Here is a 22,976-nt window from a genome sequence, read left to right on the forward strand (position 1 = left end):
GAGAGCGCGCTGATCGGTTTCCGCACTGTTACGCGGCCCGTGCCCCGGTTAACGCTGGGTTTCTCCGCAGGTCGTGAGGCCGCGCTCAGGCGCGTGCGGCGATCGCGGCCAGATCGAGGTTCTGCTCGAGCACGCCGTACAGGTGCCCGGGATCGGCGATCCGGCCGGCCACGAAGGCCTCGGTCACCGCCGGCGGCGCCTGCTGGATCAGCACTGCGCCCTGCAGCGCGATCGCCATCGATTCGGTGAGACGACGGGCCAGCGCCGGAGCACCCGCGGGATCGGCGGCGGCCTGGGCGACGAGCTTGCGGGTCCGTTCGACGTGCAGGTCGTAGTCGCGGTAGACGCCCAGTGACCGCTCGAACTCCGCGTCGACGGCCTCCACCGACTGCGGGTCGCGCATCATGGCGCGCAGCACGTCGAGGGCGATCACATTGCCCGACCCCTCCCAGACGGCCATCACCGGCTGCTCCCGGTAGCGCCGGGCGAGCGGGAAACCGGTCTCGGTGTAGCCGTTGCCGCCGAGGCATTCGAGCGCCTCGTAGGCGTGGCCGGGACCGCGCTTGCAGACCCAGTACTTGCCGACCGCGGTGGCGAGCCGGCGGAAGGCCGCCGAATCCGCCGAGTCGTCGTCGTACGCGGCGGCCAGGCGCATGCCGGTCCAGATGGCGGCCTCGGCCTCCACTTGCAGGTCGGCGATCACCGCGGTCATCGCCGGCTGGTCGATCAGGGTCGCGCCGAACGCCGACCGGTTCCGGACGTGCCAGGCGGCCTCGGCGACGGACTGCCGCATCCCCGCGGCGCTGCCGAGGATGCAGTCCAGCCGGGTCTGGTTCACCATCTCGATGATCGTCCGCACACCCGCGCCCTCGTCGCCGAGCCGCCAGCCGACGGTGCCGTCGAACTCGACCTCGCTCGACGCGTTCGACTTGTTGCCCAGCTTGTCCTTGAGGCGCTGCACGTTGAACACGTTGCGCGTCCCGTCCGGCAGCACCCGCGGCACCACGAAACACGTGACCCCCGGCTCGGTGTTGGCCAGCACCAGGAACGCGTCGGACTGCGGCGCCGAGCAGAACCACTTGTGCCCGGTGATCAGGTAGGTGCCGTCGGACTGCTCGACGGCCCTGGTGGTGTTGGCGCGCACGTCCGAACCGCCCTGCTTCTCGGTCATCGCCATGCCGAAGATGGCCGAGTGTTTCGGCTCCCTGAGTCCCGTCGAAGGGTCCGTGGCGCCGAGGTCGTGCCGGTAGTCCGTCGAGAAGACGCGCGGCAGCCACCGTTCGGCCAGTGCCGGGTCCACCCGCAGTGACGGCACGACGGCGTGCGTCATGCTCACCGGGCACGCGTGGCCGGGTTCGATCTGCCCGAACTGCATGAACATCGCCGCGCGGGCCACGTGCGCGCCCGGTCGCGGGTCCGACCAGCAGCTGGTGTGCGCGCCGTGAGCGATGGCGTCGCCGATGATGCGGTGGTAGGCGGGATGGAACTCGACGTCGTCGATGCGGTTTCCCCACCGGTCGTGGGTGTGCAGCTTCGGCAGGATCGTGTTCGCCAGTTCGGCGTCCCGCTGGAAACCGGCGGTGCCGACCAGCGCACCGGCCTCGACGAGCGCGTCGGTGGCCCAGCCGCCGCCGTAGACGTTCACCGCCTCGGTGAGCGCGGTGTGGCTGGTGTACTCGTTGACGCCGACGCGGGGCGGGGCCTGGTTGAACACGTGGTGGGTGGCTGCCATGGGATGCACCTTCTATTCGGGGAACGGGCGGGCTCCGAGAGCCCGGAAGCAGAAGCGGCGGATCGTGGCGACCAGCGCGGCCTGATCGCCACGATCGACGACGCCGGCCAGATCGGGGTTCAGCGCGCCGATGAGTGCCTCGGAGATGGCACCCATCACCGCACCGGCGACCACCGGCACGTCCTGCCGGATCAGCAGACCGGACTCGATGCCGTCGCCGATGATCCGTTCGCCGAGGTCGCGGTAGCTCTGCCGCAGCCGGAGCCGCTCCGCGTCGACCGCCGGGATCACCGGCTCGAAGAGCAGCGACCAGGCCGTGCGCCGACCGCGCAATGCCCGGTCGGCGAAGGTGTCGATCAGCGCGGCCAATTGCGCCCCGGCGTCGGGCCCGGCCGCGTCGACGGCCCGTCGCACGCAGGCGAACTCGTATTCGGCGGACTCCCGGAACACCTCGGCGAGCAGGGCGTCGCGGTTGTCGAAGTAGGAGTACACCGAGCCGACGCTGACGCCGCAGCGCGCGGCGATCGCGGCGACCGTCGCCCCGGCGAAGCCCGCTTCGCCGACCAGTTCGCGGGCGGCGGCGAGCATCGCATCGCGTTTGGCCTGCGCGCTGGCGCGGGTCGCCTCGGTCTGCCGGTAGGCCACGCGACCTCCTTGCTCGGGTCCGGTGAATGAATCCGGTTTCAATTCTTCGGTGAAACTATTGAATCACAGTTCACTTCTTCCGTCCACGACAAGCGCCACGGACCCCGGCCGTGGTCGGCCGGGGTCCGTGGCGTGGTCTATGGGCGCGGGCTCTACAGCAGCGCGTCGACGAAGGCGCCGGGCTCGAACGGCGCCAGATCGTCGGCGCCCTCCCCCAGGCCCACCAGCTTCACCGGGACACCGAGCTCTTCCTGGATCCGGAAGACGATGCCGCCCTTGGCGGTGCCGTCGAGCTTGGTGAGCACCACGCCGGTCAGGTCGACCACCTCGGCGAAGACCTTCGCCTGGGTCAGGCCGTTCTGGCCGACGGTGGCGTCGAGCACCAGCAGCACCTCGTCGACCGGGGTCTTCTTCTCCACCACGCGCTTGACCTTGCCCAGCTCGTCCATCAGGCCGGTCTTGGTGTGCAGGCGCCCGGCGGTGTCGATCAGCACCACGTCCACGCCCTCGTCGATGCCCGTGCTCACGGCGTCGAAGGCGACCGACGCGGGATCGGCGCCCTCCTTGCCGCGGACGATCCCGGCACCGACGCGCTCGCCCCAGGTCTGCAGCTGGTCGGCCGCGGCGGCGCGGAAGGTGTCGGCGGCGCCCAGCAGGACGCGTCGTCCGTCGGCGACCAGCACGCGGGCCAGTTTGCCGGTGGTCGTCGTCTTGCCGACCCCGTTGACGCCCACCACCAGCACGACGGCCGGACCACCGGCGTGCGGGAGCGCGCGGACCGAGCGGTCCAGTTCGGGATGCAACTGCTCGACGAGCACGCGGTGCAGCGCCGCGCGGGCGTCGGCGGCGGAGCGGACCTTGCCGGTCGCGAGTTCGGCGCGCAGGCCGTCGACCACCGCGGTGGTCGCCGCGGTGCCGAGGTCGGCCATCACCAGGGTGTCCTCGATCTCCTCCCAGCTGTCCTCGTCGAGGTCACCGGCGCCCAGCAGGCCCAGCATGGAGGTGCCGATGGCGCCCTGCGAGCGGGCGAGTCGTCCGCGCAAGCGGGACAACCGGCCCTCGGTCGGGGCGATCTCGTCGCGGACCGGGGCCGCGGGAGCGGTTTCCTCGGGCTCCTCCGCGGCGGGTTCGGGCTCCGGTTCCGGCACGACCTGCTCGTCCGGTTGTACCCCGGGCTCCACGCCGGTCTCCACGCGCGCGGCCTCGGCGGCCTCCTCGACGACCATCGCGTCGTCGATACTCTCCACCTCGGTGCCGGGCAGCTGGGCGATCGGGTCGTCGGCGACCGGAGTGATCGGCTCGGATTCGGCGCCGGCGAGGATCCGCTCGGCCTCGTCGGCGACGCTCTCCGGCCCCTTCTTCGCGGGCTCGGGCGTCGGCTCCGGCTTCTCGGCGACGGCCGTGCCGCCCTGACTGAACGAGAACCCGGATCCGGCCTGATAGCCGCCCGACTTGTCGGCCTCGCGGGTGCCGTCGACCTCCCGGGTCTCCGGCGGCGTCAGGGTGATCCGGCGGCGCCGCTGCAGCGCGTAACCGGCGCCGCCGATCAGCGCGACCAGCAGGACGACGGCGATGACGATGCCGATGATGACTTGAGTGTTCACGTAGGGCCTTTCAGCTCGCGGGAGCGGGAGCCAGGTCGACGCCGCGCAGGCGCTGGGAGATGACCTGGGTGATGCCGTCGCCGCGCATGCTCACGCCGTACAGGGCGTCGGCGATCTCCATGGTCGGCTTCTGATGGGTGATGACGATGAGCTGGCTGCGCTCGCGCAACTGCTCGAACAGACTGATGAGACGGCGCAGGTTGGCGTCGTCGAGGGCGGCCTCCACCTCGTCCATCACATAGAACGGGGAGGGCCGGGCCCGGAAGATCGCGACCAGCATGGCGACCGCGGTGAGCGACTTCTCGCCGCCGGACAGCAGGGACAGCCGCTTGACCTTCTTGCCGGGCGGGCGGGCCTCGACCTCGACGCCGGTGGTGAGCATGTCGTTCGGCTCGGTCAGGACCAGTCGCCCCTCACCGCCCGGGAACAGGGTGGCGAACACCTGGGAGAACTCCTTCTCCACGTCGGCGTAGGCCTCGGTGAAGACCTGCAGGATCCGGGCATCGACGTCGGCCACCACGTCGAGCAGGTCCGCGCGCGCCGCCTTCACGTCTTCGAGCTGCGCGGACAGGAAGTTGTAGCGCTCCTCCAGCGCCGCGAACTCCTCCAGCGCGAGCGGATTGACCTTGCCGAGGGTGTTGAGGTCCTTCTGCGCGCGCTTGGCCCGCGATTCCTGGGTCCGCCGGTCGTACGGCATCGGCGCGGGTGCGACGACCAGCTCGCCGCGCGCCTTGGCGTCCTCGTATTCGCGGACCTCCAGATCCGACGGCGGCATCGGCACGTCCGGACCGTACTCGGCGACGAGATCGTCGGGCGCGATCGCGAACTGCTCGAGGACCTGCTCCTCGAGCTGCTCGATGCGCAGCGCGGCCTGCGCCTTGGCGACCTCGTCGCGATGCCCGGCGTCACGCAGGGAGGTCAGCGCAGCGGTCGCCGCGTCGACGCGGGCGCGCAGTTCCTCGGTCTCGGCGGTGCGGGCGGCGCGGACCGCTTCGAGTTCGTCGCGGCCGGCGGCGCCGGTGGCCGCGGCACGCGCGACCTCCTCGGCGAGACGCTCCGCGGCCTCGGCGACGGCGGCGGCGACACCGGCGGCGTAGCGCCGCTGCGCATCCTGACGTCGCTGCCGTTCCCGGTTGTTGCGCTCGGCGGCGGCACTGCGCCGCAGACCGTCGGCCTTACCGCGCACCGAGGCGAGTCGTTCCTCGGCGGTGCGCAGGGCCAGCCGGGTCTCCACCTCGATCGAGCGGGCCGAGGCCACCTCGGCGGCAGCGGCCTCGCGGAGCGCGCGGTCCGCGTCGTCGTCATGGCCGTCCTGCGATTCGTCCCTGGCCAGCCGCAACCGCTCGTCGACGGCGGTGAGCTCGGCCAGATTCTCCGCGCGGCCCTCCTCGGCGCACTCACGCTGGCGGACCAGTCGCTGCGCCTCGGCCTCCGCGCCGCGGATGTCGGAGCCGAGCCGGCCGAGCAGTTCGTAGGCGGCACCGACGTTCGCGTCGGACTCCCCCAGCGCCGCCAGCGCACCCTCTGCCGCGTCGGCGGCCGCACGCTCGGCGGTCAGCGCCTCGGTCAGCTCGGCGTCCAGTCGTTCGGCTTCGCGGCGCGCTCGGGCCAGGTCTTCGGTGGCGGTGTCGATCGCCGACTGCACTTCCAGGGTCGACGGCCGGGCCGAGACCCCGCCCTCGACGGAGGCGGCGGAGATCCGGTCTCCGGCGCGCGTCACCGCGAGCACCGCGTGATCGGTCGCCACCGTCATGGCTTGCGCGGCGTCGTCGACCAGCACGACCTTCTCGAGCAAGACGTCGATGGCACCGGTGATCGAGCCGGGTGCGGTCACCACGTCACGCGCCCAGACGGCGCCGGCGGGGAGTCGCGGACGGTCGGCGCGCGCCCGGTCGGCCAGACCGCCGACGATGAGCGCGGCGCGGCCGCCGTCACCGGCCCGCAGCGCCTCGAGAGCACCCAGCGCGGCCACCTTGTCGACGGTCGCGATCGCGTCGACCGCGGGGCCGAGCGCACCGGCGAGGGCGGTCTCGTAGCCGGGTTCCACGGTGAGCAGTTCGGAGAGGGGCGCGAGGAGACCGTCGCGTCGGTTCTCCAGCAGCCAGGCGCCGCCGTCGGCGCGTTCCAGGCCGACGGCGAGGGCTTCGATCCGGGCGGTCAGCGAGGCGATCTTCTGCTCGGCTTCCCGTTCGGCCTGCCGCAGCGCGACCACCCGCTCACTCGCCTCGGTCAACGCGGCGACGCAACGCTCGTGGTGGGAGTCCAGACCCTGCTCGCGATCCTCCAGGTCGCGCATCCGTTCGGCGGCGGCATCCAGTTCGGTCTGCGCGGACTCCGCGCGGGCGCGGGCGGCGTCGATCGCCTCGGTGAGCCGGGCGGTCTCCCCCTCGACGGAGTCGACCCGGCTGCGCAGCGTCGCGGCCTGTCCTTCGAGGCGGGCGAGTCCTTCCCGGCGATCGGCGACGGCCTGCACGGCGGTCAGATGTGCGCGTTCGGCGGCGGCGGAGGCCTGTTCCGCGGCGGCCAGGGCGGCGGTCGCGTATTCCAGCCGATCGGCGGCCTCTTCGACGACGGCGCCGAGTTCGGCTTCGGCGAGCGCGGCCTCCTCGGCGCGTCGTTCCAGTTCTTCCGGGTCGGGACCGGAGGCGGCCACGTTCGGGGTCGCGAGATGCGCGGCGCGTTCGCTGGCCACCCGGCGGGTGCCCTCGACTCGCTCGGCCAGCGCCGACAGCGTGTAGAAGACGCGCCCGGCCTCGGCGGCGGCGGGCATCACCCGGGCCAGGTGCTCCTGACCGGCGGTCAGCGCCTCGGTGGCGGCGTCGAGTTCGGCGGCCACCTCGTCGGAGCGGCGGCGGATCTCCTCCTCCACGGCGGAGTGCTCGGCCATCTCGGCCCGGCGGATCACCAGATCGTCGGCGGCCAGTCGCAGGCGGGCGTCGCGGAGTTCGGCCTGGACGGTGGCGGCGCGCCGGGCCACCTCGGCCTGCCGGCCCAGCGGTTTGAGCTGGCGGCGGAGTTCCCCGGTGAGGTCGGTCAGGCGGGCGAGGTTGGCCGCCATGGCGTCGAGCTTGCGGACCGCCTTCTCCTTGCGGCGGCGGTGCTTGAGGACACCGGCCGCCTCCTCGATGAAGGCGCGTCGTTCCTCGGGGCGCGACTCCAGGATCGCGGCGAGTCGTCCCTGGCCGACGATCACGTGCATCTCGCGGCCGATGCCCGAGTCGGACAGGAGTTCCTGCACGTCCATGAGGCGGCAGGAGGTGCCGTTGATCTCGTACTCGCCGGCGCCGTCGCGGAACATCCGCCGGGTGATGGAGACCTCGGAGTAGTCGATCGGCAGCGCGCCGTCGGAGTTGTCGATGGTCAGCGTCACCTCGGCGCGGCCGAGCGGCGCCCGCCCGGACGTGCCGGCGAAGATCACGTCGGCCATCTTCCCGCCGCGCAGCGCCTTCGCGCCCTGCTCACCCATCACCCAGGTCAGGGCGTCGACGACATTGCTCTTACCGGAGCCGTTGGGGCCCACCACCGCGGTGATGCCCGGCTCGAAACGGAGAGTCGTCGCCGACGCGAAGGACTTGAAGCCCTTCAGGGTCAGGCTCTTGAGGTGCACAGCAGTCGAGGATACCGGCCTGACCCGCCGGTTCCCGCGACCGCCCGGCCGCCGGGCGGATCAGCGCTCGGAGAATCCCCGGTATTCGCCGCGGGCCGAATCGAAGCTCTCCACCACCAGATCCACGCGGCCCGCGGTCTTGCCCGACCGCAGCTGCGCGAGCAGCGAGTCCAGCGCCGGCCGCGGCCCCTCTGCCACCACGAGCACCCGGCCGTCCACCAGGTTCTTCGCGTATCCGGTCAGACCGAGCTCCAGGGCTCGCGAGCGGGTCCACCAGCGGAAGCCCACGCCCTGGACCATGCCGTGCACGTAGGCGGTCAGTCGTTCCATGCATCCACTCTGTCAGACCCGCACCCGCGGCGGGGTGCCCGGCGAAGTCTGCCCCGACCGTGACGTACTTCCGCGCGGATGATCGGCATCGGAGCTGTTCATGCAGGTCACACTGCCTGGGGCGGCAAGTTACGCCACGGTACGGTCAGGATCACTCGGTATCGATGGTGAGCGTGACCTCGGCGCCGGCCTTGAGGGTCCGGCCGACGGTGCAGACCCGGTCCACCGCGCGCTCGACCACGGTGAGCAGGCGCTGCGCCGCCTCGGGATCGAGTTCGGACAGGTCGAGCTCCATCACCTCGTCGATCTTCGGGTACACCTCGTTCTCGCGGTCGGCGGCGCCGGAGACCCGGATGGTGGAGTCGAAGTCGTCGCCGAGCCGGCGGGCGAGCGACACGTCGGAGGCCATTCCCGAGCAGGCGGCGACGGCGATCTTCAGCAGTTCCCCCGGGGTGAACACGCCCGCCACGTCCTCCGAGCCGATCAGCACCTGCGCCCCGCGCGAGCTGTGCCCGGTGAAGCGGCGGTTTCCGGTGCGCTGCACCCACAGGTCGGTCATGGCGGCATTCCCTCTCGATCGCGGTCGGTTCCACAGGGCTCAACACCCGCCGCCCGGTGAACCTTCCCGGCGCGCGGCGCGACCAGTGTACGGTGGCAGAAGCCGTGCCGACGACAGAGGAGGTGGTACCCGTGAACGCATCGATCCGGGCGCTCCCTCGCGGAGTCACGGCCGGGCGCTGAGTCGTCCGGGGAGCGCCGACACGAGCACTCCCGAAAGAGCACGACATGCATCTGACTTCTGAGCGCCGCCTCGACGGCGACCTCCTCGAACAGGACTTCACCCTCGACGGTGTCCCCGGCATCCTCTGGACTCCCGCCGAGGCCGCCGGCCCGACTCCCCTGATCCTGCTAGGCCATCCCGGTGGCACCGCTTCCATGTATCCCCGGCTTCTCGGCCGGGCCAGAAGCGCTGCCGCACTGGGCTTTTCGTCCGCCGCCCTGGAACTCCCGGGTTCGGGCAACCGGCCGCGCATCCCCGACATCGACGCGGCGCGCATCGATCTACAGAAGGCGGTCCGGGCGGGCGAACCGGTGACCGCCAGCATCGTCGACCGCCTCGTCCTCCCGCTCCTCGACCAGGCGATCCCGGAGCTGCAAGCGGCGATCGACGCACTCCTCGCCCTTCCCGGAATCAGCGGGCCCGTCGGCTACTCGGGCGGGGTGATCGCCATCGGCGTCCGCCTCGCCGCCGTCGATCCGCGGATCGTCGCCGCCGGATTGTTCGCCGGAAGCTTCATTCCGGGAGCGACGTACGACGACGCCCGCCGCCTCACCATCCCGATTCACGTGCTGCTCCAGTGGGACGACGAGTTCAACGACCGCCAGGCGGCACTGGATCTCTTCGACGCCTTCGGTTCCGGAGAGAAGACGCTGCAGGCGAATCTGGGCGGGCACCGCGGTGTGCCCGCGTACGCCGGCGCGGACGCCGCGCGCTTCTTCGAGCGGCACCTGCGCTGATCATTTGATCGGACCGCTCACGCGTCGTGCACGGTAACGGCGTAGCCGTCGGGATCGAGGAAGGTGAAGGTCACGCCGAACGGGCCGGGCGCGGGCTCGGCGACGACCGTGACGCCGGCCTCGACCAGCCGCGCGTGCAGGTCGGGTGCGGAGTCGCACTTGAGCCAGAGCGCGACTCCGCTCCCCGGCCGCGGGCTGATCTGGTCGAGGTCGACGCCGGGCAACGGCTCGCGCACCGCGAACGGGATCGTCGCGGTGGCGAACACGACCGCCCCGGGCGGGCTGAACGGCGCACGTTCCAGGCCGAGTGCCGTTTCGTAGAACGACGCGGCGACGTCGAGGTCGCGGACCTGCAGGGCGAGGAAATCGGGGCCGGTCACGGTCATGGCGAACACTCCTTGTAGATGTCAACATCCTGACATAGGCCACGGTATGTCAGAATACTGACATGGTGCAACCGGGGTTCCCGTACGGCGGATCGATCGGCTACACGCTCAAGCGCGCCCAGTCGGCGCTCCGGGCCCACATGGACGACGCGCTCCGCCCGCTCGGCCTGACGACGCCGCAGTACTCCTGCCTGGAAGCCCTGAACCGCGCACCCGGATCGTCGAACGCCGACTTGGCCCGGGCGGTCTTCGTCACCCGCCAGTCGATGAACACCCTGCTCCGTGGCCTCGAAGAACGCGGCCTGGTCGAACGCACGTCGAGCGCCTCCGGCGGCCGCGCCCTCCCGACGACCCTGACCGCCGACGGCCGCGATCTCCTCACCCGGGCGTCGGCCCTCGTCTACCAGGCCGAGACCGCGATGGCCGCACGCCTCGGCCCCGACCGTACGGCCGCGCTGATCGAGGACCTGCACGCGTGTATCGACGCGCTCGACGATCAGTAGCAGCGCGCAGAATCATCAGATCGGCAGCGCGGATGGCATGAACCGGCCGGCGCTCCTCAGCGAGACACCGCGACGAGCTCCCCGCCTTGGCCACCGCCCACGCGCCGGATCACCAGGTGGCGCGACACACTCGACGCAGTGCCCGCCGACACGGTCGAGCCACCCCGACTCGGCGCTGCGATCGAAGGCGTCGAATCGGTTCGTACCGCCTACCAGCCCCCGGGAGATGGACGAATCACGGTACTGCCTGTGGCGCTGGCGCCGACTGTCACAGGCCCGTGAGAGGCTACGCGGCATGACGATCCGCAACCACTATGCCCACAAACGCGGCAGCTTGTTGAGCAGAATCCATGCGCCGCTCAACGTTCAAGCACGCATGGCGCGCCGCTATGACGGCCAGGTCGGAGACCTCAACCGCTGGGTCGATGAGCTTCGGGACGGCACCGGCGAGTCGGTCCCGTACCTGGACCCGGATGCGGCGAGCGACGGCGTCCGGATTCTCATGCTCTTTCAGGATCCGTCCGGCTCCGCCGACGGCGAGTCCGGATTCATCAGCCGGGACAACAACGACCCGACCGCCCACAACTACTGCGAGGCGACCGAAAAGGCCGGGGTACCGTACGCGTACACGCTGAATTGGAACGTCGTGCCATGGTGGTCGACGAACAACCCGGCGTTCCCAGAGAGAACCGCCGGCAAAGAAGCTCCACGCGCCGCGCCCTACCTCGCCGATTTCATCGGCCGCCTCGATGAACCTCCGCGGGTGATCGTCCTGTCCGGTAAGAGCGCGCAGCACGCATGGGACAGACTGTCTCCCAGGCTCGACACCGACCTACTGCGCGGAATCGAGATTCTCCGCTGCCCGCACCCGAGCCCACTCTCCTACAACGCCGTCAACCGCAGCGACGGACGGAAGAACAGCGAGCACATCGTCGAGACCTTCCGGCGCGCATATGAGTCGGCCAGGAATCACTGAGCCCGGCGCATCACCTGTCGCGGAGCACGACCACGGCTACTCCCGCGGAATCACGCGCGTCTGCGCGGCGGACGCTGGCACGACGGACAGAAGAACGACGACCGGTTCATGAACGATTCCCGCACCATCGGCGTTCCGCACCGCGCGCACGGCTCGCCCTCGCGCCCGTACGCGTTCAGCGCGCGCTCGAAATACCCCGACTCAGCGGTCAACGCTGACACCTGCCCGCACTCGATGCCTGCAATGAATCATCAGAACTGTTCGTGAATCTCGGGCGGCAATTCGTTACCGGCCGCGGCGGGCCTTTCCCTATCTCATCGACGCCGCTGAGGCGCAAATTGCGTGAGGCTGCTCTCAACGCTCCGCAGTGGGGACCGGTCAGCGTCACGGAAGCACTCAGTCGGGATCGGGGATCTCGGGCAGTGGCCGGCTGACGAGCCTCTTGGCCTCCTCGCCGTCGAGGCCGAGCAAGAGCAGCACGTGGAGCGTGTAGTCGTCAGAGGTTTGTGCGTCATCAAGTGCGGGGTTGGCGTCGAGGAGCTGGACGAGGCCGAGAAGTAGTCCTCCGGCCATCATCAGGGCCATCTCCGCGTCCGGAACCGTGAAGCGGCGCAAGGCGATGCCTCGTTCGAGGTCGGCGAGCGCGCGGGGCCGCAGCCCGCGGTCAGTGAGCAGAACTGACATGCCCTGGTTGAGCACGACTCTCACGAGTTCGGGGAGCCGGCGCTGCATGCGGCCAAGCATGCGGAAACTGGTGGCGAACACCTCGGCCGGATCGTCGATGCCTTCTACTGCGAGGTCACGCATCTCTCCCCAGGCGTCGAGGGCGCTGGCGACCGCCTCGGCAAACAAGTCCTCCTTGCTGTCGAAGTGGTTGTAGAAGCTGCCAAATCCGACGCTGGCCTCGCTGGTGATCTCCTGAACGCTGACGGCGATCCGCCCTTCGGCAAGCAGGCGGCGACCAGCCGCGATCAAGGCTGCGCGAGTCCGGGCCTTTCGCGGGTCCGGCCGACGGGCCGAACGCGGGGCGCCTTCGACTGTCATTCGTCCGGCCCTTCCGTTCGGGTGCAGTTCTTGAACGAATCTATCAGAAACCCTTGACGACGCAGCATAACTTTTGTGATGATTTCATCAGAAAATAACTGTAGGAGGACAGGACATGACCGAAGTCAAGGGTGTCGCGCGGATCGAGCGCACCGTCGAGGTCGGCCGGCGACGCATTTTCGTGACCGAGGCCGGAGCCGGCGCTCCCGTCGTCTTGTTGCACGGCGGCGGTGCCGGTGCGACCGGTGCGTCGAATTACGCGCGCAACATCGACGCGCTCGCTGAGCGGTTCCGTGTGATCGTTCCCGACATGCCTGGCTACGGCCGGTCATCCAAGGACATCGATCACGAGGATCCCTTCGGCGATCTGGCAGTGTCCATCCGCGGTCTGCTCGATGAGCTGGATATCGGGAAGGCACATCTGGTGGGCAATTCGTATGGTGGCGCGGCAGCTCTTCGATTGGCGATGGACCGCCCCGACAAGGTCGACCGGATGATCCTCATGGGACCTGGCGGCATCGGCACGACGCGCGCACTTCCAACCAAGGGTCTGAACAGCTTGCTGAACTACTACGGCAGCGACGGTCCGACGCGGGAGAAGTTGGAGTCGTTCATTCGGGACTTCCTGGTCTACGACGGGGCGTCGGTGCCTGACGAGCTGATCGATCTGCGGTACGCGGCGAGCATCCAGCCCGAGGTGGTGTCGAATCCGCCGCTGCGACGCCCGTCCGGCCCGAAGGCGCTGCGAACCTTGCTCCGGATGGACTTCACGCGCGACAAGAGGCTGTCGAAGGTCCAGGCACCGACACTCGTGATCTGGGGTGCCGACGACAAGGTGAATCGGCCGTCCGGCGGGACTACGTTGGCCGAGGCGATGCCCAATTGCGACCTGTATGTCGCAGCCAAGACCGGGCACTGGGTTCAGTGGGAGCGCGCCTCCTTGTTCAACGATCTCGCGCTGAGCTTCCTCGGGAGCGAGGTATGAGCGACTTCTTCCGGCCCAATACCGACGGTTCGGCCTTTGGCGCGGTGCAGTTGGGCTACTTGGTCGTCGAGTCGCAGCGGCTGCGCACCTGGCAGCGTTTCGGCGCCGACGCGATAGGACTGCACGTCGACGAGTTGACGAACGACGCGCTGCGGTTCCGCCTCGACGAGCACGAGTGCCGGTTCCTGATTCAGCGTGGTGCGGCCGAAGACTTGATGGCGATCGGATGGCAGGTCACCGATCACGACACCTTCGATCGCATCGTGCGCCGAGTCACCGAGCGCGGCGTGCCCATCCACGAGGGCACGCCGGAGGAAGCCGCTCTACGCGGTGTCCAACGCCTGTGGCGCTTCGCGGGCCCGAAGGGCATCGTGCAGGAGATCTTCACGACCGCGCACACGACACCCCGGCCGCTGCACATGATCACGTCCGGCTTCGTCACCGGCGCCGCGGGGATGGGACACGTCGCCATCACCTCTCGCGACCCCCGAGGAATCCACGGCTACTACAACACGGTCTTCGATTCCCGGCTGTCGGACTACATCGACGAGAACATCAGCGGGCTCGCCCTCAAGATCCGGTTCCTGCGCGTCAACGAACGTCACCACTCGATCGCGGTTGCGGGCATTCGTCATCTCACGATCGATCCGATACGCACCAAGGCTCAGCACGTCAACATCCAGGTCGCCGATCTGGAAGACATGATCGCGGCCTACCAACGCGTGCGTGAACTCGGCTTCGACATGGCATGGTCCATCGGCCAGCACACCAACGATCGCGAGCTGTCGTTCTACTGCGTCACCCCGTCCGGATTCGAGCTGGAAGTCGGTTGGGACCCGATCGTGGTCACTCCCGAACTGGAAGAGGCTTGGCAGGTCGTCACCTACCAAGGAATCAGCGTTTGGGGCCACAACACCGTTGATCCCGGAATCTTCGACAAGCTGGGCCAACTTCGCCAAGCCGTCATGAACGCCCGGAGGCCGGAGATCACCGTCCCAGGGCTAAGCACCACCTCACTACAAGGAGTCTCCTCGTGACACACTATGACGTCGTGGTCGTCGGTCTCGGCCCCACCGGCTTGACCTTCGCGAACCTTCTTGGACGTAGGGGCCTGAGCGTGCTGGCACTGGAGCGCGAGCCCGAGTTCTACGGCAACGCGCGCGCCGTCTACACCGACGATGAGGCGTTGCGCGTCTTTCAGACGGCAGGGGTAGCCGACGACATTCATGCCGACATGAACGTCGACTCAGCCATCCAATGGGTCAAAGCAAACGGCGACGTGCTTGTGCAGTTCCTCACCGCTGAGCGCCCGATGTGGTGGCCGATCACCAACTTCCTCTACCAGCCCTACCTGGAGACCACGCTCGAGTCCCTGCTCGACCGCTACCCCCACGTGGAGATCCGGCGCGGTCGCGAGGTCGTGGACTTCGACCAGGACGAGACTTCCGTCACCGTCACTCATGCGGCCTCGACGGGGAGCAAGTACGGCAAACAGGACAGCGTAGTCGATGACGCGAGTCGCGAGACAGCCACGGCCGCCTTCTTAGTCGGCGCCGACGGCGGTCGCAGTATCGTCCGCACCCAGCTCGGTATCGACATGAGCGGCAAGAGCTACCCCGAACGCTGGTTGGTGGTCGACCTGAAGGCAAAGCAGGGCGTCGATGCCTTCCGGCACCTGCCCTACTTCGACTTCGTGTGCAACCCCGACATGCCGACCGTCAGCTGTCCGCAACCCGGCGGACATCACCGCTTCGAGTTCGCCCTGACCGATCGCGACGACAAGGACCATTTCGAGTCCGACGAGGTCGTTCGCGAACTCATCAGCCAATACGTCGACGTCAACGAGATCGAGGTGAAACGGCGACTGGTCTACACCTTCAACGCCGTGGTCGCCGACCGCTGGCGCGACGGCCGCGTGCTACTCGCTGGCGACGCCGCCCACATGACACCGCAGTTCATCGGCCAGGGCATGAACGCAGGCGTACGCGACGCGGACAACCTCTCGTGGAAACTCCAAGCGATCCTCCAGCACGGGGCCGACCCCTCGATCCTCGACACCTACGAAAGCGAACGCAGGCCTCACGCGAAAGCCATGATCGACCTGTCGGTGTTCAACAAGTCACTCGTCTCGATCAAGAGCCCCGCCCTCGCCCGAGCACGCGATAGCGCCCTGTGGACCGCGTTGCGTACACCCGGCCTCCGCGGGTGGGTGCGGCGCGCCGGCATGAAACCGAAACCGCGGTTCAAGCGTGACCACTACCTCGGGCTGCCTCGTCACGGACGGCGCGGGATCGAGGGCACGCTCGCGCCCCAGCCAGTGGTCCGTCGCTACGACGGCCGACCGCAACGGCTCGACGACGCCCTGGGAATCGATTGGGCGGTCATCGGATTCGAGGTCGATCCGCGCGACCTTCTAGGCCCCGACGTCGAACTGTGGGAGAGCCTCGGCACTCGCTTCGCGACCGTCTTCGCCGCTGGAACGCGCCCGCAAGGGCAGATCGGCGACGGACGCAGAAGAGCAGGACTGCTGGACCTGGAAGACACCGACGGCGACCTGACCACGTGGCTGCGCCGGGCGGGGCACAGACCGGGAACCCTCGTTGCACTGCGGCCGGACAAATACGTCTTCGGAGCCACAACGGACGCGAGCGCCCTGACCGCAGCCCTCCGACGACAGATGGGCCTGATTCGTCAGGCGAAGGCCAACTCGGCCCTGTCGGCATCGACACCGGCAAGGAGGCCGGCATGACACATCAGAGCGCCGCCGTCGACGAAGCCGCACAACGACTTCTCCAAGCTCAGCGCGACAGCCGCCCGTGCCCACCCGTCCGAGACCTGATCTGCGCGACCGACACCGCCTCGGCGTACGCGGTCCAGCAGCAGCTCACCCAGCACCGCGTGACCAATGGCGCCATCATCGTGGGCCGCAAAATCGGGCTGACCAGCCCAGCCGTCCAGCAACAGCTCGGAGTGGATCAACCCGACTTCGGTGTGCTGTTCGCAGACATGGACTGGAGTGGGAGACCGGTACCGAGTCACCTGTTGCTCCAGCCCAAGATCGAAGCCGAGTTGGCGTTCATCCTGGGCGAAGACCTCTCCGGCGAAAGCCTCGACATTGAACAGGTGCGTGCTGCGGTCACCTCGACTCGCGCAGCACTGGAGATCGTCGACAGCCGGATCACAGGCTGGGACATCACCTATGCCGACACTGTCGCCGACAACGCCAGCGCCGGGCTGTACGTCCTCGGCGAGGAACTGCCCCGCGCCGTAGAGCCCGTTTCGGTCGTTATGGAGATGGCAGTCAACGGCGTGATTGTGTCGACCGGCAACGGCGGCGCCTGCCTGGGCGATCCACTGAACGCGCTGCTCTGGCTCGCGCGGACCGCCCACGAGTTCGGCGATCCCCTGCGGGCGGGCCAGGTGGTGCTGTCTGGAGCGCTCGGGCCGATGGCCCCCGTCCAGCCCGGCGACAAGGTCGAAGCACGGATCTACGCCAGCGACATTCCCGCCGCCACGGCCACCGCTGCCGCAGAGTTCGAACAGGCATGCCCATGACCGCCTCCATCTCCTCACGGTCGGCAGGCCCGGGCACTCGCGTCAATATCGATGAGTTCACAGAAACGACTTCGCGCGCGATCGAGGCGGTCGGCGGCGCCGCGCACGGCAAGGCCATCATCATCTTGAATCCGGCGGAGCCGCCTATGATTATACGCAACACCGTTCTCGCACTGATCTACGACCCGGACGGCGCGCAGCAGTCGGTGATCCGCGAGTCGATCATGAAGATGATCGGGGACGTCTCGGCCTACGTCCCCGGCTACCACCTCAAGCAGGACATCCAGTTCGCGCCGATCCCCAGGCGTATCGCCCGTTCACACCCTCACCAAGGGCACTCCTGCGACTCGCCAGGTGTCGGTCTTCCTCGAAGGCGAGGGCGCCGCCCACTATCTCCCGGCGTACGCCGGACCTCGGCATCGATGACGTCCGCCGCCTCGTGTGTCGGAGAGGAGTTCGCCTGATGAGCACCACGTCACCAAGTGTCTTCGTCCAAGACGTCACTCGCATACGTGAGCGCGTATCAGAATGTGGCCGAGTACGTACGCCGCCAAGCGTCTTCATCCAAGACGTCACCCTGCGCGACGGGATGCATGCGCTACGCCACCGCATCACACCCAACAAGCTGGGTGAGATCGTCACCGCTCTCGATGCGGCGGGGGTCGATGCGATCGAGGTCGCCCACGGCGACGGCCTGGGCGGAAGCAGTCTCAACTACGGGCCGGGCAGTCACACCGATTGGGAATGGCTCGAAGTCGCCGCTGCCAACATCAGCAACGCTCGCTTGACGACACTGATCCTGCCGGGGATCGGGACTGCCGACGATCTACGACGCGCATTCGACCTCGGCGTGCGGTCGGTCCGAGTCGCGACGCACTGCACCGAAGCGGACGTATCCCGACAGCACATCGCCACCGCCCGTGGACTCGACATGGACGTCTCCGGATTCCTCATGATGAGCCATCTCTCCGAGCCCGCCGCGCTCGCAAGCCAAGCGAAGCTGATGGCCTCTTACGGTGCCCACTGCGTCTACGTCGTCGACTCGGGTGGACGGCTGACCATGGATGGCGTGCGCCAGCGCGTGCGCGCCTACCGCGACGCGCTCGACCCCGAGATCGAGATCGGCGTCCACGCGCATCACAACCTCGGCCTCGCAGTCGCCAACAGCATCGTCGCCGTCGACGAGGGAGCGAGCCGCGTGGACGCGTCCCTGGCAGGCCTCGGTGCCGGAGCGGGCAACTGCCCCATCGAGCCGTTCGTCGCCGTCTCGAATGTCCAGGGATGGGCGCATACGGCCGACCTGTTCGCCCTCCAGGACACCACCGAAGAGCTTGTTCGCCCACTCATGGACCGTCCCGTGCAAATCGATCGCGAAACGCTGACCCTGGGCTACGCCGGCGTCTACTCCAGCTTCCTTCGACACGCTGAGACCGCTGCAACAGCTTACGGAATAGACGTGCGGCGCATTCTCATGGAGGTCGGTCGACGCAAGCTCATCGGCGGGCAGGAAGACATGATCATCGACATCGCCCTCGACCTGGCCGAATCTGAAACACCGGATTCGGCCACGACATTGGGCCCGTCATGACCGAGCATCCCCTTGACGCAGCGATACTTGCACTTCGCTCACTCGGCACCGAATGGGTCCATCGCTATCACCGGCTTGACCTTCAAGGTGACCTCACCGCCCCTAGTGAACCAGTGTTGTTCGTCGCCAATCACGGCTTCGGCGGAGTGTTCGACGTCAACGTGCTGGCGGTGCTCGCGGCCCTCGACCAGATGCAACTCGATCGTCCGGTGACCATCCTGACTCACCAGATCGCCTGGACGCTGGGTGTCGGTCGCATACTGGAGCCGTTTGGCGCCCGACCCGCATGTCGTTCGGTGGCCGCTGAATCACTTGCCGCGGGTCAGCATGTGCTCGTCTTCCCCGGTGGTGACCTGGATGCATTCAAAGCTCGTTCTGACGAGAACAAGATCGTCTTCGGAGGCCGAGCAGGGTTCGCTTCCCTCGCCCACGAGGCCGATGTCCCTATCAGGCCGATCGTGACTGCGGGTGCGGGGAGGACGCTCTTCGTCCTCTCCGACGGGGCCAAGCTGGCGCGCGCCCTTCGTCTCGACCAGGCATTGAGGCTCAAAGCCTTACCTGTCTCGCTCTCGATCCCTTGGGGCCTCAACATCGGGCTCGTCGGCCTCTTGCCTTACCTGCCGCTTCCCGCACGCCTCGCCACCGAGGTCCTCCCGCCCGTCTTCCCGATGAGCGACGAGTCCGCTGCCCAGTTGGCCGAGCACGTCCGCGACCAGATGCAGAACAGCCTCACCCGGCTCGCCGCTCAGCTACATCCGTGGGGCGAGGAAGATTGATGACCCCTACACCGTGCACGTTGCCCATCAAGACCCTCTCCGGTATCTACCCGATCCGGTTACGAGCGGACCTGCCGCGGGACGTCGCCGCCGGCTATTGGGCAGGCCCGCACGCCGAACTCGTGAAGCGTGGCGGTCACATCTACGAATACAACCAGTACCACCTCTCGGACGACGACCACGGCTACTGGCCAGCCACTCCCACTGTCGGGACTCTTCCCCCAGACCTGTTCAAATGGGACGGAGTCACAGAAGTGCGTCTCCGCAACGCGGCCGAGATGGCGCGCGCCGCTCGCGGCATGCTCGAGACGATCGTCCATGACGAACAGAACGTCTTCGACAACGTTCTCGGCCACATCTGCGGCCCGCGCGGCGGATCCTGGTGGACAACCCACCACGACCCCTCCGTCGGACATCGAACGGTACTGCTGCTGCGCCGCCGCCGCGGTGTCCCACTGCGAAGGTTCCGGGCATTCGTCCACCAGCGATTCGGCCAAGTCCTCCACGATGGCGGCGCGCTCGACGTGCGGGCGTACACCTTCCTGCCGATAACCGGAGTCGCCCACCGCACTCGAGGCCTGTCCCACGCCTACCCCCCGAGTCACCGGCACGACGGCGCCGTGGTCTTCGGACTGAACAGTCGAGACGATCTTGAGGACTTCCTCGCGACGCCGGAACTCAAGGCCCTCGTCGAAAAGCAGTCCACGGCCCTCACCGCCGTGCACGCCTACAGCGTCGATCACACTATCCCAGTCATCGAGATCCCACGATGACCCACCCGCGCTCCAACTCGTCGGCTTCCGCCCTACCTGCCGCTACTCGAACGCATCGCCATCGGATCGCCTACCCGATTGCAACGAGTCCGCAGTTCGCTAGCCGCATACAGGACACACCGGGACACCGAGGGTCGCGTGTCCTGCCCTCGCGGCCCGCCGCAGCGCCAGACGCGACAGTCATCCAGGCATCCGCCTATTCACTTCCCCTCCAACGCCTCCAACACCTCACGACGCAGTAGGCACGCAGTTTGCAACGCCAGAAAGAAGGACCTACCTATGACCGATGACAATTCGTCGCCGCCGATCGCCCGTCGATCCCTCCTGATCGGCGCCGGAGCCCTCGCCGCCGGCATATCTGCGACCAGTGCGGCGCCCGTAGCTAACGCCTCGCCGACACCCGAGGGCCGTTACCGCATCGACCTCCACGCCCACTTCCTGCCACCCGAGTACCGCCAAGCGCTCCTCGACCACGGGCATTTCACCATCGGCGGCTACCCGACTCCCGACTGGTCTCCAGAATCGGCGATCGACTTCATGGATCGATGGGGCATCCAGGCTCAGGTCCTGTCGGTGTCCGATCCGGGCGTCGGATTCCTGCAAGGCAAGGACGCACGCGACCTCGCCCGCTATTGCAACACCTACACATCCCAGTTGTTCCGACGGCACGGAAGGCGGTTCGGCGGCTTCGCCACCCTCCCCATGCCGGATGTGGCCGCCTCGATACGGGAGATCGAGTACGCGCTCGACGTTCTGAGGCTCGATGGCGTCACGCTCCTCAGCGCGTACGACGGTATGTACCTGGGCGATCCACGCTTCGAACCCGTCATGGAGGCTCTCAACCGACGCGGCGCATACGTCTTCGTTCACCCCGCCGCTGTCCCCGCGGACGCGAAACCAAACCTCCCACTGCCGGACTTTCTCGAGGAGTTCACTTTCGACACCACCCGCGCTGCGACCCTGATGATCGCCAGCGGAACAGTACAGCGCCATCCGAGAATCCGATTTCAGCTGTCCCACGCCGGCGGAACCATCCCATTCCTGGCGTGGCGAATTGGAGTCCTGTCGGCGACTCCCGTCGGTGACCTCTGGCCCCCCGGCGCACCCCAGCCGGCACTCCTCAATGTCCAGAAGTGGATTCGCAGCTTCTACTACGACACCGCACTGAGCGCCTCCGAACCGGCGATGAGGGCGGTCCTGGCGGTGACGGACCGGTCGCACATCGTGTTCGGATCGGACTGGCCGTTCAGCCAGATGGTGTACACCGGCGGCGGGGATCCTGCTCCGGGACTGAGCGAGGTGTTCAACGCGAAGCAGCGGTACGAGATCGAACACACGAACCCCCTGCGCCAGCTGCCACGACTGAGGTCGGCGATCTGACTGAAGCGTCACCGCCATGAATGCCCGGGCTCTTCGGCACCTACAACGCCCTCTCCCTAGTCGCTTACGCCCTGCCGACCATTGATCCCGCACCGACTGGGCGACGCGACTCACCGCCCTACTGCGGGAATTTCCGACCTTGCACGCGCTGACCACCAAGGATATGGGCGCGCTCAGGCTTGGGAATCACTCGGCATCTCGCGACGGCCACTCTCGTGTGGACTCTATCCCCCGCGCCTCGATCACCACCTTTTCACCTTGACTGACTGCAGGTCTCGACTGCCTCGCGAGCTGACCTTCTGCCCACTCTGAGCGACAACGCGCTGCAGTTGACCGAGTTGTCGCTCAAGGTGGGCAGACGTCACCTGCGGCGCAAGCGCGGAGCGGGCTGGCACTGCGGGCAGAAGAACGAGCTCCGGTTCATGAAGCTCTGACGAACCAACGGGGTGCCGCAGCGGCGACACTCCTCCCCCTCGCGCCCGTAGGCGTTCAACGCCCGCTCAAAGTAGCCGGACTTCGAGCATCCCAGTAACTCTCGACTACTTGGCTGGTGGAAGCCCTGCGGACAATGTCCCCATTCGTTAGATCTGCCAGCAGCGCCAGCAGAAGCCCCCACAAGATTGGCTCGTACTGGGCGACGTCGGCCCAACAGTTGAAATAGTCGCCAAGGACACCGAGGAACGAATGCGGCTCAAACAGCGGCAGACGCAGTTCAAGCACCAACCCGCAGCGGTGATCACAGCCTCGTTGGCGAGGCGGACCACATCGCGCTCGCGTGTGAATGCCCTGATCGGAGTCTCGGGATCGTCGAGGCTTCTTCCTCTTCCATTACCATCTCGAATTTCTCGCTATCCGCTTGAGTGAACGAACGCGTCCGGGATCTGGGACTCCTCGTCCACGCCGAACACGATCGCGCTGTCCGGTGGAGCAAGGTAGTGGCCGACAACATCGGGGCTCAGCAGTCCGTCGACACCGTCACGGCCCACCGTCGCACTCGATGCACCGGTCAGATCCTCAGCCCGTACTCTCGGAACCCCTTGTACACCAAGGGGAATAACGACCTAGTCTCCAAGTACCAGCAACTGGACGCCGATGACGGGGTTCTGCTGCGATGACCGGTGACTATCCGTCCGACAGCACATGGAATAGCCACCGCCCTGTCATGAGCAGAGACCCTTCACCTGCGTGTACAACTCCCGAAGTGCCACATCGGACATGTCGATGATCGGTTCGTACATGAACGAGTTGACGTGGATGTTCTCCGGCGTCATGAGAACCACTGCGTCGAGTGTCTCAATCGACTCCGCCGTACCCAGCCCTCGACTCTTGAACGCGCGGAGCAGCGCGTACGCCTGATTGGCCACTATGCCGTCAGTGAATTGCGGGTCCGCGAGTTCAGTCACCATGTACTGCTCCGCGAGTATCCGTGTCGCGATGGACAGCACAAGGCGGTGTCATACCGTCGTAGCAACACTGCAGGCCACGAGGGGTTGCGGGTAGCGCGGTAGGAGACCCTGGGTGGGGCTGGGACGGATGATGTTGACGGTGGCGGACCGGACGGAGATCGCGGTCGG

Annotated in this window: 20 protein-coding genes and 3 pseudogenes; 12 read left to right on the top strand and 11 right to left on the bottom strand. The window is 67.7% G+C overall.

What is annotated here, in order from left to right; translation table 11 throughout:
* Positions 1–85: 85 nt before the first annotated feature.
* The 6 genes from ACSEEN_RS15090 to ACSEEN_RS15115 form a co-directional block, all read right to left on the bottom strand.
* Positions 86–1,732: an acyl-CoA dehydrogenase family protein gene (locus ACSEEN_RS15090; RefSeq protein WP_247867483.1), complete on the bottom strand. Its 1,647-nt coding sequence runs from the start codon at positions 1,730–1,732 to the stop codon at positions 86–88.
* 12 nt (positions 1,733–1,744) lie between these two features.
* Positions 1,745–2,377 (bottom strand): TetR/AcrR family transcriptional regulator, encoded by a 633-nt coding sequence (locus ACSEEN_RS15095; protein WP_371307963.1) that lies wholly within the window; start codon positions 2,375–2,377, stop codon positions 1,745–1,747.
* Between the two features lie 152 nt (positions 2,378–2,529).
* Positions 2,530–3,981, bottom strand: coding sequence for a signal recognition particle-docking protein FtsY (gene ftsY / locus ACSEEN_RS15100; RefSeq protein ID WP_440713618.1), 1,452 nt, complete (start codon positions 3,979–3,981; stop codon positions 2,530–2,532).
* 10 nt (positions 3,982–3,991) lie between these two features.
* Complete coding sequence (gene smc, locus ACSEEN_RS15105) at positions 3,992–7,588, bottom strand: chromosome segregation protein SMC (protein WP_440713619.1); 3,597 nt, start codon at positions 7,586–7,588, stop codon at positions 3,992–3,994.
* Positions 7,589–7,648: 60 nt separating this feature from the next.
* The gene (locus ACSEEN_RS15110) at positions 7,649–7,918 is read right to left on the bottom strand and encodes an acylphosphatase (RefSeq protein ID WP_247867479.1); all 270 of its coding nucleotides are present in this window, start codon (positions 7,916–7,918) and stop codon (positions 7,649–7,651) included.
* Between the two features lie 151 nt (positions 7,919–8,069).
* Positions 8,070–8,477 carry an OsmC family protein gene (locus ACSEEN_RS15115; protein ID WP_371307966.1) on the bottom strand — a complete coding sequence of 136 codons (408 nt, stop codon included), beginning with the start codon at positions 8,475–8,477 and terminating at the stop codon, positions 8,070–8,072.
* A gap of 227 nt (positions 8,478–8,704) precedes the next feature.
* Between ACSEEN_RS15115 and ACSEEN_RS15120 the strand changes: the two genes are divergently transcribed.
* Positions 8,705–9,436: a dienelactone hydrolase family protein gene (locus tag ACSEEN_RS15120; protein ID WP_440713620.1), complete on the top strand. Its 732-nt coding sequence runs from the start codon at positions 8,705–8,707 to the stop codon at positions 9,434–9,436.
* 17 nt (positions 9,437–9,453) lie between these two features.
* Here ACSEEN_RS15120 and ACSEEN_RS15125 read toward each other — a convergent pair whose 3' ends face one another.
* Positions 9,454–9,822, bottom strand: a complete 369-nt coding sequence (locus ACSEEN_RS15125) for a VOC family protein (RefSeq protein WP_440713621.1) — start codon at positions 9,820–9,822, stop codon at positions 9,454–9,456.
* Positions 9,823–9,884: 62 nt separating this feature from the next.
* Between ACSEEN_RS15125 and ACSEEN_RS15130 the strand changes: the two genes are divergently transcribed.
* A complete protein-coding gene (locus tag ACSEEN_RS15130; protein ID WP_440713622.1) occupies positions 9,885–10,325 on the top strand; it encodes a MarR family winged helix-turn-helix transcriptional regulator in 441 nt (146 codons plus the stop codon).
* A gap of 295 nt (positions 10,326–10,620) precedes the next feature.
* Complete coding sequence (locus tag ACSEEN_RS15135; RefSeq protein ID WP_440713623.1) at positions 10,621–11,301, top strand: uracil-DNA glycosylase family protein; 681 nt, start codon at positions 10,621–10,623, stop codon at positions 11,299–11,301.
* A gap of 50 nt (positions 11,302–11,351) precedes the next feature.
* On the opposite strand, the pseudogene ACSEEN_RS15140 reads toward ACSEEN_RS15135, so the two are convergent.
* Together ACSEEN_RS15140 and ACSEEN_RS15145 are read right to left on the bottom strand one after the other, a co-directional pair.
* Positions 11,352–11,513: pseudogene (locus ACSEEN_RS15140) on the bottom strand (zinc finger domain-containing protein); the annotation flags it as partial.
* 184 nt (positions 11,514–11,697) lie between these two features.
* On the bottom strand, positions 11,698–12,345 hold the full coding sequence (locus ACSEEN_RS15145; protein ID WP_440713624.1) for a TetR/AcrR family transcriptional regulator: 648 nt from the start codon (positions 12,343–12,345) through the stop codon (positions 11,698–11,700).
* 115 nt (positions 12,346–12,460) lie between these two features.
* Here ACSEEN_RS15145 and ACSEEN_RS15150 point away from each other — a divergent pair, with 115 nt between their 5' ends.
* The 9 genes and pseudogenes from ACSEEN_RS15150 (at position 12,461) to ACSEEN_RS15190 (ending at position 21,402) form a co-directional block, all read left to right on the top strand.
* Positions 12,461–13,330, top strand: coding sequence for an alpha/beta fold hydrolase (locus ACSEEN_RS15150; protein WP_440713625.1), 870 nt, complete (start codon positions 12,461–12,463; stop codon positions 13,328–13,330).
* Complete coding sequence (locus ACSEEN_RS15155; protein ID WP_440713626.1) at positions 13,327–14,367, top strand: VOC family protein; 1,041 nt, start codon at positions 13,327–13,329, stop codon at positions 14,365–14,367. Before ACSEEN_RS15150 ends, ACSEEN_RS15155 begins: the two co-directional genes overlap by 4 nt.
* Positions 14,364–16,079, top strand: coding sequence for a bifunctional 3-(3-hydroxy-phenyl)propionate/3-hydroxycinnamic acid hydroxylase MhpA (gene mhpA / locus ACSEEN_RS15160; protein ID WP_440713627.1), 1,716 nt, complete (start codon positions 14,364–14,366; stop codon positions 16,077–16,079). The genes ACSEEN_RS15155 and mhpA overlap by 4 nt, the downstream gene beginning before the upstream one ends.
* The gene (locus tag ACSEEN_RS15165) at positions 16,076–16,885 is read left to right on the top strand and encodes a 2-keto-4-pentenoate hydratase (RefSeq protein ID WP_440713628.1); all 810 of its coding nucleotides are present in this window, start codon (positions 16,076–16,078) and stop codon (positions 16,883–16,885) included. The genes mhpA and ACSEEN_RS15165 overlap by 4 nt, the downstream gene beginning before the upstream one ends.
* Positions 16,882–17,349, top strand: a pseudogene (locus tag ACSEEN_RS15170) (acetaldehyde dehydrogenase family protein); the annotation flags it as partial. The gene ACSEEN_RS15165 and the pseudogene ACSEEN_RS15170, both read left to right, overlap by 4 nt.
* Entirely contained in the window at positions 17,349–18,473 is a 1,125-nt protein-coding gene (gene dmpG, locus ACSEEN_RS15175; protein WP_440713629.1) for a 4-hydroxy-2-oxovalerate aldolase, read from the top strand. The pseudogene ACSEEN_RS15170 and the gene dmpG, both read left to right, overlap by 1 nt.
* On the top strand, positions 18,470–19,249 hold the full coding sequence (locus tag ACSEEN_RS15180) for a 1-acyl-sn-glycerol-3-phosphate acyltransferase (protein ID WP_440713630.1): 780 nt from the start codon (positions 18,470–18,472) through the stop codon (positions 19,247–19,249). The genes dmpG and ACSEEN_RS15180 overlap by 4 nt, the downstream gene beginning before the upstream one ends.
* Before the next feature lie 20 nt (positions 19,250–19,269).
* Complete coding sequence (locus ACSEEN_RS15185; RefSeq protein ID WP_440713631.1) at positions 19,270–20,022, top strand: hypothetical protein; 753 nt, start codon at positions 19,270–19,272, stop codon at positions 20,020–20,022.
* Between the two features lie 138 nt (positions 20,023–20,160).
* Positions 20,161–21,402, top strand: coding sequence for an amidohydrolase family protein (locus ACSEEN_RS15190; RefSeq protein ID WP_440713632.1), 1,242 nt, complete (start codon positions 20,161–20,163; stop codon positions 21,400–21,402).
* A gap of 361 nt (positions 21,403–21,763) precedes the next feature.
* On the opposite strand, the pseudogene ACSEEN_RS15195 reads toward ACSEEN_RS15190, so the two are convergent.
* Positions 21,764–21,919, bottom strand: a pseudogene (locus ACSEEN_RS15195) (zinc finger domain-containing protein); the annotation flags it as partial.
* Between the two features lie 643 nt (positions 21,920–22,562).
* The gene (locus ACSEEN_RS15200; protein ID WP_440713633.1) at positions 22,563–22,808 is read right to left on the bottom strand and encodes a hypothetical protein; all 246 of its coding nucleotides are present in this window, start codon (positions 22,806–22,808) and stop codon (positions 22,563–22,565) included.
* Positions 22,809–22,976: the final 168 nt, after the last annotated feature.

It is taken from the genome of Gordonia marina (assembly GCF_052036135.1).
Classification (GTDB): domain Bacteria; phylum Actinomycetota; class Actinomycetes; order Mycobacteriales; family Mycobacteriaceae; genus Gordonia.

Excerpts from the sequence above, each read along its gene's own strand:
- ACSEEN_RS15110 (WP_247867479.1), bottom strand. The coding sequence starts at position 7,918 with ATGGAACGACTGACCGCCTACGTGCACGGCATGGTCCAGGGCGTGGGC.
- ACSEEN_RS15145 (WP_440713624.1), bottom strand. The coding sequence starts at position 12,345 with ATGACAGTCGAAGGCGCCCCGCGTTCGGCCCGTCGGCCGGACCCGCGA.
- ACSEEN_RS15165 (WP_440713628.1), top strand. The coding sequence starts at position 16,076 with ATGACACATCAGAGCGCCGCCGTCGACGAAGCCGCACAACGACTTCTC.
- ACSEEN_RS15135 (WP_440713623.1), top strand. The coding sequence starts at position 10,621 with ATGACGATCCGCAACCACTATGCCCACAAACGCGGCAGCTTGTTGAGC.
- ACSEEN_RS15130 (WP_440713622.1), top strand. The coding sequence starts at position 9,885 with ATGGTGCAACCGGGGTTCCCGTACGGCGGATCGATCGGCTACACGCTC.
- ACSEEN_RS15150 (WP_440713625.1), top strand. The coding sequence starts at position 12,461 with ATGACCGAAGTCAAGGGTGTCGCGCGGATCGAGCGCACCGTCGAGGTC.
- ACSEEN_RS15115 (WP_371307966.1), bottom strand. The coding sequence starts at position 8,477 with ATGACCGACCTGTGGGTGCAGCGCACCGGAAACCGCCGCTTCACCGGG.
- dmpG (WP_440713629.1), top strand. The coding sequence starts at position 17,349 with ATGAGCACCACGTCACCAAGTGTCTTCGTCCAAGACGTCACTCGCATA.
- ACSEEN_RS15155 (WP_440713626.1), top strand. The coding sequence starts at position 13,327 with ATGAGCGACTTCTTCCGGCCCAATACCGACGGTTCGGCCTTTGGCGCG.
- ACSEEN_RS15090 (WP_247867483.1), bottom strand. The coding sequence starts at position 1,732 with ATGGCAGCCACCCACCACGTGTTCAACCAGGCCCCGCCCCGCGTCGGC.
- ACSEEN_RS15120 (WP_440713620.1), top strand. The coding sequence starts at position 8,705 with ATGCATCTGACTTCTGAGCGCCGCCTCGACGGCGACCTCCTCGAACAG.
- ACSEEN_RS15180 (WP_440713630.1), top strand. The coding sequence starts at position 18,470 with ATGACCGAGCATCCCCTTGACGCAGCGATACTTGCACTTCGCTCACTC.
- ACSEEN_RS15125 (WP_440713621.1), bottom strand. The coding sequence starts at position 9,822 with ATGACCGTGACCGGCCCCGATTTCCTCGCCCTGCAGGTCCGCGACCTC.
- ACSEEN_RS15200 (WP_440713633.1), bottom strand. The coding sequence starts at position 22,808 with ATGGTGACTGAACTCGCGGACCCGCAATTCACTGACGGCATAGTGGCC.